Here is a 14,881-nt window from a genome sequence, read left to right as displayed (position 1 = left end):
AGCCTCCACCCGGCCCGTGATATCAGGGAACTGATACCGCGACTCTGGAAAGAGAAATTCGGGGCCAATCCATTAAAAGCCGATCTCGACAAGTAGGGGGAGTCTGTCCCCTGTTTGAACGCTTACAGGCCAATGCTGCAGAGACCGCTGTAGAAGTGGGGATGTCTACCCTGGGGCTCGGTATTACCGGTTCTTATCAGCTAATGGACTCTGTGGCATTGCGGGGGCAGTATAACCATTTCACCTTTGGCACCGATTTCGAGGAAGATGAAATCGAGTACGATGCTGACCTGGAGCTTTCATCTTTTGGTGTAATGGCTGACTGGTATATGTTTGACAACAGTGGTTTCAGGCTTACCGCAGGTGCCTATTACAATGGTAATACCCTTGAAGGTGAGGGCAAGCCAAAGAACGGGAATCGATTTGAGATTGGTGGCACTCTTTATATGCTTGATCGATTGGATGCAGATGTCGAATTCAACAGCTTTGCACCGTATCTCGGCATTGGTTGGACATCAGGCTCTGCGGGGACAGCCGGTTTTATCTTCAGCGCGGATCTTGGAGTGCTTTATCAAGGCTCAGGGGATGTCTCTCTGAAAGCATCCGGAACAGGAACATTGTTACCGGGATTCGATGATAACTTAAAAGAAGAAGAGCAAAAGCTGGAAGATGAGTTAAGTAATTACAAAGTATATCCGGTAGCCTCTATTTCAATGGGTTATCGTTTTTAATCACATCATTCAGAAGTTTAAGCCCACCCCTGACAGTTACCTTTCTCAAAAGGGCTCTGTCAGGTCAGGTGCTTCGGGTGACAGTTCCGGGAAGCTGGTTCAGGGTGCAACGCCTGGCACCGGCTTTCTTGACTGTTTACTGTCTATAGTGTGTTGAATTCTTGTCAACATTTCACCAACTAAGTGGATGGTGTTGTAAGTTTTAACGAGCTTCGAGTTGTAGTGATTTTGTCTCCATAAGTTTATACGAATCATGTCTCCAGCATGATCTACGCGTTGTCTTGCATTATTGTTTCCAGTCAGGGCATAGTCAGTCAGATTTATAACACCATCAACACTATTAAATGCAATTTGATCCTGATGAAACCCGGCCGATGCTGACAAGCTTGCAGCGTCTTGTTGTAAACTTCTCATTCTGGCATTAAGATCCCATTGCAATTTATGAAGAAGAGAGGGGTCATCATAAATATCAAAGAGAGATTTTGCCAGGATAAAGCGAGAATCATTGTAAATATCATCAATGTTAAATTTAATATAACGCTGAGTTGCCGCTTTAAATCCATTTTCAATAGCCTTTCTATCAGCACCCCATCCTTTACCCTTATCTATCGCCTTCTCCAGAATAACAGGTTCTAGTTTGTCCTTTATTTGGGATGAACGTGTTTTGCTAAATTTCATACCACTGGTAACCAACCGTTTAAATGCGTCAGCAACTGCACCAATCACACGGTTAAAAATATTTTTTCTGTCTGTTCTGGCTGTAACAATGATATTAACAAATGTGTCTTTATCATAACTGTCGCATACAGAAACATCGTAATATCTTTTTGCCTCCACCGAATAGAAGGTTACTTTTTTTTCGTCACCTTTGAATTCGCCAACGCCATTAATGAGTAGATTATCACTCATGAAATTTTTCCATGAATCGATGTTAATGGCAGTTGGTACTGAACATTCCTGAGAATTCATGACTATGACCTCCTTGTCAATTAATCAAGTATGTCCAATTAAGTTATAGAAAATTTACCCTGACTTTAATGACAACCCAGTTAGCAATATTAACAATCAACAGAAAAAACTGGATCAGAAGGAAACGTCCTGAAGCGGAGTCGAAGGGCGTAAACACCATGCCTTGAATAGAGACTGTGCCAATCACCCTTCGTCCGTGCATCCTGAGCGGAGCCGAGGGACGCTCAGGGTGAACGGAGATTTTACACATCAAACGCATTGAAATAATGTACGGGTACTGGCTGCGGCCGGGAACACAGTGTTACAAGCTGAACTGGTGCCCAAGATAAACGTCACGGACCGTCTGATTGGACAGTACCGTATGGCTGTCGCCTTCTGCGATGATATGCCCTTCGCTGACGATATAGGCCTTCTCACAGATATCCAGTGTTTCCCGGACGTTATGGTCGGTGATCAGTACCCCGATGCCCCGGTTTTGCAAATGACGGATGATGGATTTGATATCACCAACGGATATCGGGTCAACGCCGGCAAAGGGTTCGTCCAGCAGAATAAAGGTCGGGTCGGTGGCCAGGGCCCTGGCAATCTCTGCCCGTCTTCTTTCGCCACCGGATAGCGCCATGCCGGCACTGTCACGAATATGGCCAATATTGAACTCATCCAGCAGTGACTCCATTTTCTCGGCGCGCTGCTGTTTATTGAGGTCTTTCCTGGTTTCTAGAATGGCCAGAATATTGTCCCGCACGGACAGGCGACGAAATATAGAGGCTTCCTGGGGGAGGTAACCGATACCAGCACGGGCCCTGTTGTGCATGGCCTGAAAAGTCAGGTCCTGCTGGTCAATGGTGACTTTGCCGCCATCGGCTTTCACCAGCCCGACAATCATATAAAAACAGGTGGTTTTTCCTGCGCCATTAGGACCCAGCAGGCCAACGATTTGCCCACTGTTAACCTGCAGAGAGACATCTTTCACCACCTCTCTGCCTTTGTAGCTTTTGCTAAGATGTTCTGCCTTGAGGATTGCCATCCGGTTGTCTGTTAACCTGAGTGTGAAAACAAAGTGTGTCGTTTAGAACGCTTCCCGCCTCCCGCTTCCCGCTGCTCGAAAAAGATAAGACTAATGCTTTTACGGGCAGCGGGAAGCGGGCAGCGCTTCATTGTTTGGCTTTTTCCTGACGGGGCTGAATCACCATCTGTACCCGGCCATTGTCTCCCTGATTGGGTGTGCCTTTGGCATTGACGGTCTGCAGTGTCAGGTTGTAGTCAATCTTTTCGCCGGTAAAGGTGTCTCCCTTTTGGGAGAGCTGGGCGTTTTTGATCAGTTCAATCTGGTCACTGTCCACATCGTAGCGAATGGTGTTGCCCCAGGCCTGGACGATGCCCTGTTCACCGGGTTGCAGCTCTTCATAATAAGCCCTGGCCTTATTGCCCCGGGCAATGACCCTGGTCAACTCCCGGTCCCGGGTGTAGATGGTAATAACGTCACCGGTGATGCGCGTGGTGCCCTGGGTCATGACCACATCACCACGATAAACAGACACCCCTTTTTTATTATCAATGTCAGCGGTGTCTGAATCGATCTGGATGGGCTGCTGGCGATCAGCGGGTAATGCCATGGCCATAAATGGGACAAATAACAGCCCGACAAGCCATTGTTTGTTCAGGAGTGCTTTTGGTTTTGGTAGTCGTGTCATGGGTTATCGCTTCCCTGACAGGGATATATCAATGATTGTGCGAATGATCAGCTTACTCAGTCTCATAGACTCCCCGTACTCTGGACTTTAATTGAATCTTTCCCTGCTGGTACCAGGCGGTCATCCCAATGGCTTGCGTCTCTCCGGTGTCGCTGGTAATCAGCACAGGGCGATCGGTATCGGCAATTTCCTTATCCGTCGCAATGGTCAGGAAGTCGGTGTCCATTCTGAGCTGTTGCTCATAGCCCTGTTGCCTGACGGACGGGCTGCTCTGGATAACCACGACATTATCCCACAGTTCAATATCTTTGCCACCGGGCAGTAATTTTCCGTTCTCTGACGTTGACACAGTGAGTTGTCCACTGTCACTGAGGTTAGTCAGGATGGGTTGTTGCAGGAGTGTGTTGTCATTGTGGGGGTAATGGGTAATGCTGCCCGACTGCAACTGGTATTGTAACGCTCCGGTAGCGTCGTACTCCTTAACCAGGGCATCCACCAGAAAGTAGTCGGCATCCTGGCGGATGATTTCCGAAGGGCTGGCGCTGACCGTTACTATTGCACCGTCGTAGGTCCAATAGCCAGCGGCCAGCACTAGCAGGATTGCAGCGATAATAAGATGATTGCGATAGGTCATCCGGGTTCCGAAACTGACAGCCTTGAGCCTGATAAAAAGCGTTTAAACCACGCCCGCTTTCAGCAAGTCATGCATATTGATGGCACCAACAGCATGCCGCTCATGGTCAACACAGATAAGCGCATTGATTTTGCGATCATCCATAATTCTCAGTGCTTCAGCGGCAAGAATATCAGGGGTAATGGTGGTGCACTTGATGGTCATTACCTCGTCGATGGTCGTGTTGTGGGGGTCAACCCCTTGATCCAGTGCACGACGAAGATCACCGTCGGTAAAGACACCAACGACCACGTTGTTGTCATCAATAATGGAGGTCATGCCGAGACCTTTCCGGGTCATTTCCAGCAGCGCTTCACCCAGGCGTGTGCCTTTTTTCACCGTCGGGATTCGATTGCCGTCATGCATGATATCCTGCACTTTCAATAGCAGCCTGCGACCCAGGGCACCGCCGGGGTGGGAAAATGCAAAGTCTTCTGCGGTAAAGCCACGGGCTTCCAGCAGCGCAATGGCGAGCGCGTCACCCATAACCAGTTGAGTGGTGGTGCTGGATGTTGGTGCCAGATCAAGTGGGCAGGCCTCTTTATCAACCCCTGTGTTCAGATTCACTTCAGCGGCCTGCGCCAGTGTGGAAGCGGGTTTGCCGGTCATGCTGATCAGCGCAGCACCCATTCGTTTGAACAGCGGAAGCAAGGTGATTACTTCGCCGGTTTCACCGGAGTTGGAAATAGCCAGCACCACATCGTCTGCGGTGATCATACCCATGTCCCCATGGCTGGCTTCGCCGGGATGGACATAAAACGCCGGTGTACCGGTACTGGCCAGGGTGGCACTGATTTTACGGGCAATATGTCCTGACTTTCCCATTCCCACAACGACAATTCGGCCCCGGCATTCCAGCATTAGCCGACAGGCATTGCTGAAGTCTTCACCAATGCGTGGCAACAACGCTTCAATCGCATCCTTTTCGATCTGGATGGTACGACGACCAATTTCAATAAAGTTCTGGTCAGAGGTCATTTCAGTAAAGCCTTTGAAGGAGCTGTCAGGATGTTGTGGCAAAGCATAACCTTTCAGACTCCGGGATAAAATAGTTCAGGGAGAAGGGAGCATTCAGCTCCGGTTTAAACCGTCTGTACGTACAGCCATGTGCCATAGCAGGCATACCCTGCCAGAAAGATAATACCTGCAAAACGTCCCAGCGTTTTGGGTTTTTTACCGAAGATGGCCATGGCCGCCAGCAGAACGGTAAATGTCAGCATTACGGTATAATCTCGGGAGAAAACAGACTCACTGATGGCTCCGGGACGAACCAGTCCGGGCATTGACAGAACCGCCAGCAGGTTGAAGATGTTTGAGCCCACAACATTGCCCAGGGCAATATCATGGTGGCCGCGCAGGGCACTGGCTACCGATGCGGCCAGCTCCGGCAAACTGGTACCAATGGCGACAACCGTCAAACCAACGATCAGCTCACTGACACCCAGCAGAGTGGCGATTTCCGTTGCACCCCAAACCAGAATCTGGGCACTGATCAGTAGCAGTACCAGTCCGCCCACCAGTTCCAGGTAAGCTTTGCCTGAAGGCAGCTCTTCGATCTCCTCAATCTCTGCCAGAGGTTCTTCAGGGTGGGATTTTTGCCAGGTCACCATCAGATAGAGGGTAACGAACAGGCCGCTGAGCAGCACCAGGCTTTCCATAAGCCCGAGGTAGTTGTTGGCAAGGCAGGCACCGGCAATCACCGTGACCAATAACAGCCAGGGTATTTCCCGTTTGGCCAGTGCTGTTTTGACCGGTAGTGGTGCGATAAGCGCGGTTAGTCCAAGAACCAGTCCGATATTGGCAATATTGGAGCCAATGGCGTTGCCAACCGCAATATCGTTGTGTCCCTGGAGAGAAGACATCAGCGATACCAGAATTTCTGGCGCAGACGTACCGATGGAGACAACGGTCAAGCCGATCAGCATGGGGGATATACCCCAGTTTTTTGCCGTAGCTGCAGCACCGCCGACAAAACGGTCTGCACTCCAGGTGAGCAGTATGAAGCCAACAATAATGGCTGCTATGGCGTAAATGGCAGGACTCATTCCGGGGGAGTTCTCAAGAATTCACATAAAGGAAGGAAGTGTAGGGAAAATCAGGCAGACAATGCAACTGCATTCCCCTCTGAATTGATCCTGTTCGCAGAAATTCCTACGATATAATTTGTCTGTACTTGTCTGGCACATGGTTTCAATGTAATTGATGTACTGGAAGGTGCAATTAAAGTGTGAAACAGGTCATAATATCGGAACTGGAAGACTTTTACATTCTGTCTGTTGCAGGGATCTGCGAACCCAATGATGAATTCCATCTCCTCAGGTGAACAACACAGCAACGAAAACCGCACCGATAATTTTGTCGAGATTCGTGGTTTGACCTTTTATCGAGGTTCCCGGGCGATCTTCAATAATATCGATATGGATATACCCCGTGGCAAAGTGGTGGGTATTATGGGGCCTTCAGGCACCGGCAAGACGACCCTGCTGCGGTTGATTGGCCGTCAGCTTCTACCCGACCGGGGCTCGATTGTGGTGGATGGTCAGGATCTGGCTGATCTGACGAGGGATCAGTTATTTGTTCAGCGTCGTAAAATGGGCATGCTGTTCCAGAGCGGGGCACTGTTTACCGATTTGTCCGTTTTTGAGAATGTCGCTTTTCCCCTGCGCATTCATAGCCAGCTATCGGAAACCATGATCCGTGATATCGTACTGATGAAGCTCCATGCGGTGGGGCTGCGCGGTGCATGGTCATTGATGCCCAGCGAGTTATCCGGAGGTATGAGTCGGCGCGTTGCCCTGGCCAGGGCCATTGCCCTGGACCCTGAAATGGTGATGTATGATGAACCCTTTGTCGGACAGGACCCGATTGCCATGGGCGTGCTGGTGGAGCTGGTTCGCAAGCTGAACCAGGCGCTGGGCATCACCAGTATCATTGTTTCCCATGATCTTCATGAAACGGCCAGCATCGCGGATGTAATCTACCTGATCGCCGATGGTGAAGTGATTGGTTCCGGCACCCCGGAGGAGATGTTGAGCTCAACGGATGCCAGGGTCTGCCAGTTTATGCAGGGGCTGCCCGACGGGCCTGTTCCTTTTCACTTTCCTGCAGATGACTATCAAAGCGACTTACTGTCTCCGGGGGTATAAATGAAACTTGATGTTCTGGACCGGCTGGCTCAGCTTGGTCAGTCAGGTCTTGGTCATGTGCAGTCCCTGGGGCGGTCCGGTATTTTTCTGTTTCTGGCGATTTTTTCCCGGGCGGGATTCTCTGGGCGAGGCGCGCTGCTGATCAGGCAGCTCTATAACGTTGGTTTTCTGTCGTTAATCATTGTATCGGTTTCCGGTCTTTTTATTGGTATGGTTCTTGGTTTGCAGGGCTACAGTATTCTGATTCGCTATGGCTCAGAGGGGTCTGTTGGTCAGCTGGTGGCCCTGAGCCTGGTGCGTGAGCTGGGGCCGGTGGTGACTGCACTGCTGTTTGCCGGGCGTGCCGGTTCTGCCCTGACCGCTGAAATCGGGCTGATGAAAGCGACCGAGCAGCTGTCCAGTATGGAAATGATCGGTGTTGATCCGTTAAAACGGGTCATTGCCCCACGTTTCTGGGCGGGGGTTATCTCTATGCCGCTGCTGGCGGCGATCTTCAGCCTGGTCGGGATTCTTGGTGGCGTCATCGTGGGCGTTGACTGGCTGGGGATTTATGAAGGTTCATTCTGGAGTGGCATGCAACAGTCGGTTGATTTTGTCGATGATGTGGGCAATGGCATGGTGAAAAGCCTGGTGTTCGGGGTTGTGGTGACCTGGATCGCCGTCTTCCAGGGGTACGATGCCGTTCCCACTTCAGAAGGCATCAGTCGTGCAACTACGAGAACGGTGGTTTATTCCTCACTGGCTGTTCTCGGATTGGATTTCATTTTGACCGCAGTGATGTTTGGTGAGCTTTAAGGAGAGAGCATAAAATGCGGATACGAACGTTAGAAATCAGTGTCGGTGCCTTTATGCTGGCAGGCATGCTGGCCCTGGTGCTGCTGGCGGTAAAGGTCAGTGGTCTGTCCCTGAAAGCCGGCGGTGAAACCTATGAGCTGAATGCTTACTTCGATAACATCGGTGCCCTGAAACCCCGTTCCAAAATATCCATGGCCGGAGTCACCATTGGCAAAGTGAAAAGCGTTGAGCTGGATAAAGAGACTTACATGGCCAGGGTAGTTATGGATATTGATCAGCAAATCGATAATATACCTATCGATAGCACGGCATCGATTGTCACCGCAGGGCTATTGGGTGAGCAGTACATTAGTATCAGCATTGGTGGTGACGAGGCGTTTCTGCGAGATGGTGAGCGTTTTGAAGACACTCAGTCAGCGCTGATTATCGAGGAGCTGATCGGTAAGTTTCTTCTGGGCACGGTCAATAAAAGTGAGTAACGAAACAACAAGCCCGGAGAAGCGTTCTCTGGCTAGCGGATGGAATGGATGATGAAAGGTAATAGACACGTGGTGGCTTTCCTGGTGGCGCTGTTTTTTCAGTGGTCTTCAGCGGTCATCGCTGCAGAGCAGGTCATTGAGTCACCTCACAAGGAAGTGGAAAAAATTACCAGGGAACTGCTGGCAACCTTTGAAAACAATATTCATCAGTATAAAAAGAACGATGCTGCCTTTATTGCCGAGGTTGATCGCCAGCTGTCACCTTCCGTGGCCTTCGACGCCATTGCCCGGGGGGTGATGGGTAAATACTCCCGCCGGGCTAAAAGCGGACAAATTGAGCAGTTTTCCAGAACGTTTAAAGACAGTCTGATCAGCTTCTATGGCAAGGCCCTGCTGAAGCTTGATGATACCCGGTTGACCATTGAGAAAGTTGATGCGGTACCGGATACCGTATTAAATGCCTACCGGTCAGGCAAGGCACGGCTGGTTCCCGTGGATATGACGGTCAGAACGTCCTCCGGTACTGTGGCCATCTCTTATTCCATGGTTCATCAGGATGAGCGCTGGAAACTCAGGAATATCATTGTTGATGGTATCAATATTGGCATTCAGTTCCGTAACCAGTTTGCAGAAGCCATGAGCAAGTACAATGATCTCCAATATGTTGTGGATCACTGGCCGGAAATCATGCAGGGTGAAGCAACGGAGAACAACGCTGTGAGCAAGCAGTCATGACCCTGGCAGTGGAAGCGCCTGGCCGGTTTACACTGAATGGTGTGGTTAATTTCGCCACCTCCGCCGTTATTGAAGAGCAGGGTGCCCGTTTACTACTGACCTCTGGCGGTGACGACTGGGAAATTGACCTGAGCGGTATCTCCCAGGCCGATAGCTCTGCTTTATCGGTCTTTCTCTCCTGGATCCGGTTGGCAAAAAAACAGCAGAAGTCCATCGAATTTGTTGGCATGCCTCATGAACTGGATGCATTGGCTGAAGTCTGTGGTATTCAGCCATTGCTGAATAATGTGTAAGTAGTTGGCCAAATGGAATCGTATATTTCTGGCTAAGTGGGCAGTTACTATGCAAGGCACAACGCAGGGAGCATAGCCTTAGCTATGTGACCGGAGTTGTAACGCCGCACGACTGCATGGATGCAGGAGCTAGAGCAACGCAGGAGCAGTTGCCGAGAGTGACTGTCCACTTAGTCAGAAAATAGGATTTCATTTGGTTAACTACTTACGGCCGGCAAAACTGACGCAGCTTGCGGGTTGATCCTGTTTTGGGGCTATTCATGGAACCCTCTCTCGGATATCATTGGCCGGTTTTACTGTTCCCTTTAAATACCTGATATTCCCTGAGAGGTTGGATCATGCAAGCCGAAGAGGTCAAGGCGCTTCTGGAGAAGGAGATTGCGGGCTCACAAGTGATTGTTGAGGGCGAGGGGTGTGACTTTCGTCTGACCGTAATCAGTGACCAGTTTGAGGCGAAGAGACCGGTTCAGCGTCAGCAGATGATCTATTCTCACCTGAATCCATTCATCACCAGTGGTGCGATTCACGCTGTATCGATGGTGGCTTTGACTACCGCAGAGCGTGCCAGACAGCTGGGTAACCAGGACTAAGTGAGAAACCATGGATAAACTGATTATCACCGGTGGTGTGCGCCTGGATGGAGAGATTCGGGTCTCTGGTGCCAAGAACTCTGCCCTGCCGATTCTGGCAGCGACCCTGCTGGCTGACTCCCCGGTTACCGTATGTAATCTGCCCCATTTGCACGACATTACCACCATGTGTGAGCTGTTTGGCTGTATGGGGGTTGAGCTGCTGGTGGATGAAAAGATGAACGTGGAAGTTCATGCCAGCACCATCAAGCAGCTCGTGGCACCTTATGAGCTGGTGAAGACCATGCGGGCTTCTATTCTCGTACTGGGTCCTCTGCTGGCCAGATTTGGTTATGCAGAAGTCTCCCTGCCTGGTGGCTGTGCTATTGGCAGCCGCCCGGTTGATCTGCATATCAGTGGCCTGCAGGCCATGGGCGCGGATATTGTTGTGGAAGACGGCTATATCAAAGCCAGCGTCAAAGATCGCCTGAAAGGCGCCCACATACTGATGGACACCGTAACGGTCACCGGTACGGAAAACATCCTGATGGCTGCGGTACTGGCCGATGGTGAAACCATTATTGAAAATGCGGCCCGTGAGCCTGAAGTGGTGGATCTTGCCGAGTGCCTGATTACCATGGGTGCCAGGATTAAAGGCCATGGTACGGGTATGATCCGGGTTCAGGGGGTAGAACGCCTTGATGGCTGCACCTACTCGGTATTGCCAGACCGTATTGAAACCGGCACTTACCTGATTGCTGCCGCAGCAACCGGTGGCCGGGTCCGCCTGAAAGACACCCAGCCTAATATTCTCGATGCGATTCTGTTCAAGCTTCGGGAAGCCGGTGCTTCAGTAGAATGGGGCGATGACTGGATTGAACTGGATATGAAGGGCAAGCGTCCCAGGGCAGTTGACCTGAAAACGGCACCTTACCCGGCAATGCCCACCGATATTCAGGCTCAGTTCACCGCATTGAATGCCATTGCTGAAGGCACGGGCCGGATTACCGAAACCGTGTTTGAAAATCGCTTCATGCATGTTCAGGAAATGAAACGCATGGGTGCAGACGTTGATGTGGAAGGTAACACCGTTATCGTCAAAGGTGTTGAGCAGCTCAAAGCAGCGCCTGTTATGGCCACTGACCTGCGGGCTTCAGCCAGTCTGGTTATTGCTGGCCTGGTCGCTGAAGGTGATACCGTGGTAGAACGTATTTACCATATTGACCGTGGTTACGAGTGTATTGAAGAGAAACTTCAGCAACTTGGTGCCAAAATTCGTCGCGTTCCTGCCTGATTTACACTTCTTTTCTCCTTTCTTACCCTGACTTTCGGCTTTTTGGCCAAAAGTCAGGGAACTTTTCCCCCTTTTGCCACTCAAATAAAACGATAGTCTCAAATATTAGTGTTGATGACTTGACGACCGTCAAAGACTTTTGCATCCATCAGAGAATAAAGCTTTGTCAATTCATTGGTTTTGCTGACTCATTAAATATCACGTAATGAAGGCTCTCTCAAATACAAGAATATGCCTGGCAGTAGAATGGAGTCTAATTAAATGGAATTAACGGAGTGTACTGCTATTAACCCGGTCCCCCCGGAGGGAGGACCTTGGTCTCCATCGATCAGAGCGAGCGGAGATTCGGTTTCTGTTCGGCCTGATTTTGGTACAGCAAATCAGGTGAATATCAATCAATGTCAGGAGGGCGCTGCACCGGGTGTTCCTGAACAGACAGCAATGGTTGACAGAAGCTCAATCAGTAAAATGCCAGGGCGATCTTTACTGGCTTCCAGCGCCAATCAAAGCGAAGGCACTGCTGATGATGCCGATGAAAGCACTTATCTGTTAGCAGTACCCCGGAGTCAGAATTTAACGGCAAGCCAACAGGCTACGGCCTATTCCTCAATGGGGCAGACAAAAGCAACCGGTGTTCCAGCCTCCGGTAGCCCGGATGAGGACGCTCCTCAATTTCGCCATATTTACCATGATATCGTTTTTTGTTTCTATCAAAACCTCCGTAAAGCCTGTGGCCTGGGCATTGAGTTAGGTTTGAGAAAGGTTGGGATTAATCCGGATGCCCAGCCAATCGTTGCTGCCGGTCGCACCAGTTGCTCTGTGGGTGGCAGTCATGATAACGCTTATGTGAATATCGAGATTGTCCGTCCTCCCGCAAAGCCCCGCAAGAAGGTGAGTGACAGGCTGGTCAAGGCGGCAGGTTTAACGCCGGAAAAAGTGCTGGAAAAGCCTGAGGCTCTGAATGCCCTGGTGGAAAATCTGACGGAAGTGATTCAGGGCGAGCTGAAAAAGGCCAGCCCCTGGCCAGACAGCGTTGCCGGTGGAGTGGATGGAAATGCTGTTGATCCCGGGGGCGATGAAGGCTGGGTCAGTGATGTTACCCGATCAATTGCAACCATTCTGGTACACCTGACTCATGAGGCCTTTCTGGATAAAGTAACCCTGGCGGATAGCGATGCTGGGAAAAAGGAAATATCGGACACTCTGACCCGGTTAATCGTGAGCATACTGGGTTTAACCGGGCATCCGTCGGCACAAAACAATGCAACTGGCATTGATTCCATTTTAAGTAACGGCATTGTTACTGTATCGCAGTCGGGTAATCAACTGTTTAATGAAAAAATGACAGCCATCAAGGCTGACTCTTTAAAGGGGATTATCAACCAGGCACTGGTCAGCATGATGGCTGAAGGCGTTGAGTTGACCGATAAGAATGTGGATGAGCTGCTATCCAGAATGACGGCCATCATTATCGATACCCTGATGAATATTCGCGCTGATACTGTGCACATATTCAATGACTGGCAGCAACGTAATCCGGATGAAATCGACAGGATTCAAAATAGAATTGCCAGTAGCGCAGCAAAAACATTAACAACCGTTGTGCAAAAACACAGTCATATTGTTGTGCAGAAATTCAGCTCTGCTGCGGATGGTATTTCTAAAATGGCTGGTAAAATAGCGGGTCTATGGAAGCCCAAATCCAGTCAGCCTGAACCAGAGCCGGTTAAATACACTGAAAAGAAAATCAAACAGCTGATCAATAAGAAAATAGAAGAAGCTGTTCGGGTATTTCAAAATGAACAGAAGTTTAAAGATAAGCTGAAGCCGTTGATAGAAGAGAATCTGGAAAAAATTGCGCCGGATATTAAATGTGCTATCAGGAAACTAAAGAGAGAAACGCAAGACTGTAAAAATAATAGTGGGGATGTGCAAGACCTGGTTACCAGAATCACCACTGCGTTTGCAGACAATAGCCAGCAAGCTGAACAGGAAGAGGCTGCTGCCTCACATTCTGCTGAAGGAACAACAGAACCTCGTGCCGGGCAAAACCGTGTTATTGATCAGTTGATTGCTCAACAAGGTAGCAGGGTGATAGAGGAGGCGATAGACCTGCTGACCGGCGAACTCCGGAAAAATCTGGATACGGTTATAGCGAGTGTAGAGCCAGGTATTGAGAAAGTGATGGAACAGGCCGTCAGTCAAGGTGCTGCTTTCATTGCTGAGCGAAATGGCACAGAACTCGCAGCAGCTCAGGGACTGGCAGAGACTCTCCCCGGATTCCGGGCAGCCATGACACCGGTTTTAACGACATTGGCTGTTGATATATTGAGCCGTAAGCTTGAGTCTGAGGCTTGGGAAAAAGCACTTCGTGACAAAGGGCGTGAAGCGATCGGTCAGTCGAATAGCTCGTCACATTCTCAGGGAGACTCCGCCAACACCATCGATGCGGCATTGAAAACAGCGGAGGCTGTTGCTCTACAGCAATTAACGGATCCGTTAAAGTCTGTGATCAATACCCTGCCCCTGGACAGTCTTCAGAAACTGGCTTCCGGCGTTATCCTGCAAAGTGCTGGGGATGGAACCGTCTGGCTTGATGATCTGGTAAGAGATCTGTTTAACCGGAAAATGGGGGATGAATCCATTGTTCTGGCAGTTATAGATACGATTTCAGAGGAAGCGGTCAAGCTACAGCACCAGCTGATAAGTGCTGCTATTCACTGGATAAGGCAACGAGCAAAGGAATGGGGGGCGAAATCCCGGGTCGATCAATGTATGGACTGGTTGGCAACATGGATGGCGGAAAACAAAGAGCAGATCGACCTGGATGCCAGAGCGTATGTAAAAACATTGCTGGTTCAGGCAACCCCTGAGTTGGAAGGTGCTATCCATCAACGATTAGAAAGCCTGCATTCTGCGTTGCAAAGTAGCAGGGTTGACGCGGTGGCTACTTTTCAGCGGATAGCGGAGGAGCTGGAGCCAGGGGAAAAGTCCGGCTATTTGACCGGCAAGTGTGTGAAGAAAACGACAGCGGGCCATCAAAATCAACAAGATCACTGGCATGATGCCCGTCAGGCCGTTGCTGATCAGTTGGGTAACCTGGCTGATGAAACCGTTGACCTGGTCATTAAACAGAGTGATCAGTTGGAGGCGGTCAAGCCGATCCTTGAGGGCAGTATCCGGGAGGTTATGAACCTTGTCGTCAAAGAAGGGGCGCTGTTTACCGCGAGGCATAACGGTGAACAATGTGACGACGTAAATGCCTTAGAGGGCGGCACGGCACTTACCGAACAATTACCGACGTTTCTGACCACAGCCACGGTCGAATTAATGGTTGAACTGCTGAGTGACCGGTTGCAGTCCGGGGACTGGAAAGCAGCAACTGTTACCGAGATCACTGCCGGGGAGGCAACGTTAGACTCAGCCACGATGATAGCCCGCGAAGTAGACCGAGTGCTGGGCGAAGGGCTTGCCGGGATGGTCAGCGCAGTAGCTGATCAGGT

15 protein-coding genes are annotated in these 14,881 nt (G+C 50.2%); 9 read left to right on the top strand and 6 right to left on the bottom strand.

Annotated elements, in window-relative coordinates; translation table 11 throughout:
- The first annotated feature begins 161 nt into the window (after nt 1-161).
- Nucleotides 162-731, top strand: coding sequence for a hypothetical protein (locus J7439_RS23835; protein WP_209204551.1), 570 nt, complete (start codon nt 162-164; stop codon nt 729-731).
- A 99-nt stretch (nt 732-830) separates the two neighbouring features.
- Here J7439_RS23835 and J7439_RS23830 read toward each other — a convergent pair whose 3' ends face one another.
- From J7439_RS23830 to J7439_RS23805, 6 genes are all read right to left on the bottom strand, one after another.
- Nucleotides 831-1,700: a hypothetical protein gene (locus J7439_RS23830; RefSeq protein WP_209204550.1), complete on the bottom strand. Its 870-nt coding sequence runs from the start codon at nt 1,698-1,700 to the stop codon at nt 831-833.
- A 301-nt stretch (nt 1,701-2,001) separates the two neighbouring features.
- Nucleotides 2,002-2,727, bottom strand: coding sequence for an LPS export ABC transporter ATP-binding protein (lptB, locus tag J7439_RS23825; protein WP_209204549.1), 726 nt, complete (start codon nt 2,725-2,727; stop codon nt 2,002-2,004).
- Between the two features lie 127 nt (nt 2,728-2,854).
- Nucleotides 2,855-3,394: a lipopolysaccharide transport periplasmic protein LptA gene (gene lptA / locus J7439_RS23820; protein WP_209204548.1), complete on the bottom strand. Its 540-nt coding sequence runs from the start codon at nt 3,392-3,394 to the stop codon at nt 2,855-2,857.
- A gap of 52 nt (nt 3,395-3,446) precedes the next feature.
- Nucleotides 3,447-4,028, bottom strand: a complete 582-nt coding sequence (gene lptC / locus J7439_RS23815; RefSeq protein ID WP_209204547.1) for an LPS export ABC transporter periplasmic protein LptC — start codon at nt 4,026-4,028, stop codon at nt 3,447-3,449.
- Nucleotides 4,029-4,070: 42 nt separating this feature from the next.
- On the bottom strand, nt 4,071-5,045 hold the full coding sequence (locus tag J7439_RS23810; protein ID WP_209204553.1) for a KpsF/GutQ family sugar-phosphate isomerase: 975 nt from the start codon (nt 5,043-5,045) through the stop codon (nt 4,071-4,073).
- 104 nt (nt 5,046-5,149) lie between these two features.
- A complete protein-coding gene (locus J7439_RS23805) occupies nt 5,150-6,112 on the bottom strand; it encodes a calcium/sodium antiporter (protein ID WP_209204546.1) in 963 nt (320 codons plus the stop codon).
- Nucleotides 6,113-6,364: 252 nt separating this feature from the next.
- Here J7439_RS23805 and J7439_RS23800 point away from each other — a divergent pair, with 252 nt between their 5' ends.
- The 8 genes from J7439_RS23800 to J7439_RS23765 all read left to right on the top strand — a co-directional run.
- On the top strand, nt 6,365-7,213 hold the full coding sequence (locus J7439_RS23800) for an ATP-binding cassette domain-containing protein (protein WP_286196528.1): 849 nt from the start codon (nt 6,365-6,367) through the stop codon (nt 7,211-7,213).
- Nucleotides 7,214-8,008, top strand: a complete 795-nt coding sequence (gene mlaE / locus J7439_RS23795) for a lipid asymmetry maintenance ABC transporter permease subunit MlaE (RefSeq protein WP_209204545.1) — start codon at nt 7,214-7,216, stop codon at nt 8,006-8,008.
- Nucleotides 8,009-8,022: 14 nt separating this feature from the next.
- Nucleotides 8,023-8,487 (top strand): outer membrane lipid asymmetry maintenance protein MlaD, encoded by a 465-nt coding sequence (mlaD, locus tag J7439_RS23790; RefSeq protein WP_209204544.1) that lies wholly within the window; start codon nt 8,023-8,025, stop codon nt 8,485-8,487.
- 48 nt (nt 8,488-8,535) lie between these two features.
- Nucleotides 8,536-9,222, top strand: a complete 687-nt coding sequence (locus J7439_RS23785; protein WP_209204543.1) for an MlaC/ttg2D family ABC transporter substrate-binding protein — start codon at nt 8,536-8,538, stop codon at nt 9,220-9,222.
- The gene (locus tag J7439_RS23780; protein WP_209204542.1) at nt 9,219-9,515 is read left to right on the top strand and encodes an STAS domain-containing protein; all 297 of its coding nucleotides are present in this window, start codon (nt 9,219-9,221) and stop codon (nt 9,513-9,515) included. Before J7439_RS23785 ends, J7439_RS23780 begins: the two co-directional genes overlap by 4 nt.
- Nucleotides 9,516-9,853: 338 nt before the next feature.
- Nucleotides 9,854-10,105 (top strand): BolA family protein, encoded by a 252-nt coding sequence (locus tag J7439_RS23775; protein ID WP_163370989.1) that lies wholly within the window; start codon nt 9,854-9,856, stop codon nt 10,103-10,105.
- A 10-nt stretch (nt 10,106-10,115) separates the two neighbouring features.
- Nucleotides 10,116-11,378, top strand: a complete 1,263-nt coding sequence (gene murA, locus J7439_RS23770; protein WP_209204541.1) for a UDP-N-acetylglucosamine 1-carboxyvinyltransferase — start codon at nt 10,116-10,118, stop codon at nt 11,376-11,378.
- 384 nt (nt 11,379-11,762) lie between these two features.
- The coding region (locus J7439_RS23765) for a hypothetical protein (RefSeq protein WP_209204540.1) at nt 11,763-14,881 on the top strand (3,119 nt) is incomplete at its 3' end.

It is taken from the genome of Salinisphaera sp. G21_0 (genome assembly GCF_017744115.1).
Taxonomy (GTDB): Bacteria; Pseudomonadota; Gammaproteobacteria; order Pseudomonadales; family Endozoicomonadaceae; genus Endozoicomonas.
This window is presented reverse-complemented; position numbering and strand designations above follow the sequence as displayed.

Bases quoted from the DNA above. Each gene is read 5' to 3' on its own strand.
- J7439_RS23780 (WP_209204542.1), top strand. From the start codon at position 9,219: ATGACCCTGGCAGTGGAAGCGCCTGGCCGGTTTACACTGAATGGTGTG.
- lptB (WP_209204549.1), bottom strand. From the start codon at position 2,727: ATGGCAATCCTCAAGGCAGAACATCTTAGCAAAAGCTACAAAGGCAGA.
- lptC (WP_209204547.1), bottom strand. From the start codon at position 4,028: ATGACCTATCGCAATCATCTTATTATCGCTGCAATCCTGCTAGTGCTG.
- J7439_RS23830 (WP_209204550.1), bottom strand. From the start codon at position 1,700: ATGAATTCTCAGGAATGTTCAGTACCAACTGCCATTAACATCGATTCA.
- J7439_RS23805 (WP_209204546.1), bottom strand. From the start codon at position 6,112: ATGAGTCCTGCCATTTACGCCATAGCAGCCATTATTGTTGGCTTCATA.
- lptA (WP_209204548.1), bottom strand. From the start codon at position 3,394: ATGACACGACTACCAAAACCAAAAGCACTCCTGAACAAACAATGGCTT.
- J7439_RS23835 (WP_209204551.1), top strand. From the start codon at position 162: ATGTCTACCCTGGGGCTCGGTATTACCGGTTCTTATCAGCTAATGGAC.
- J7439_RS23800 (WP_286196528.1), top strand. From the start codon at position 6,365: ATGATGAATTCCATCTCCTCAGGTGAACAACACAGCAACGAAAACCGC.
- murA (WP_209204541.1), top strand. From the start codon at position 10,116: ATGGATAAACTGATTATCACCGGTGGTGTGCGCCTGGATGGAGAGATT.
- mlaD (WP_209204544.1), top strand. From the start codon at position 8,023: ATGCGGATACGAACGTTAGAAATCAGTGTCGGTGCCTTTATGCTGGCA.
- J7439_RS23785 (WP_209204543.1), top strand. From the start codon at position 8,536: ATGATGAAAGGTAATAGACACGTGGTGGCTTTCCTGGTGGCGCTGTTT.
- mlaE (WP_209204545.1), top strand. From the start codon at position 7,214: ATGAAACTTGATGTTCTGGACCGGCTGGCTCAGCTTGGTCAGTCAGGT.
- J7439_RS23775 (WP_163370989.1), top strand. From the start codon at position 9,854: ATGCAAGCCGAAGAGGTCAAGGCGCTTCTGGAGAAGGAGATTGCGGGC.
- J7439_RS23810 (WP_209204553.1), bottom strand. From the start codon at position 5,045: ATGACCTCTGACCAGAACTTTATTGAAATTGGTCGTCGTACCATCCAG.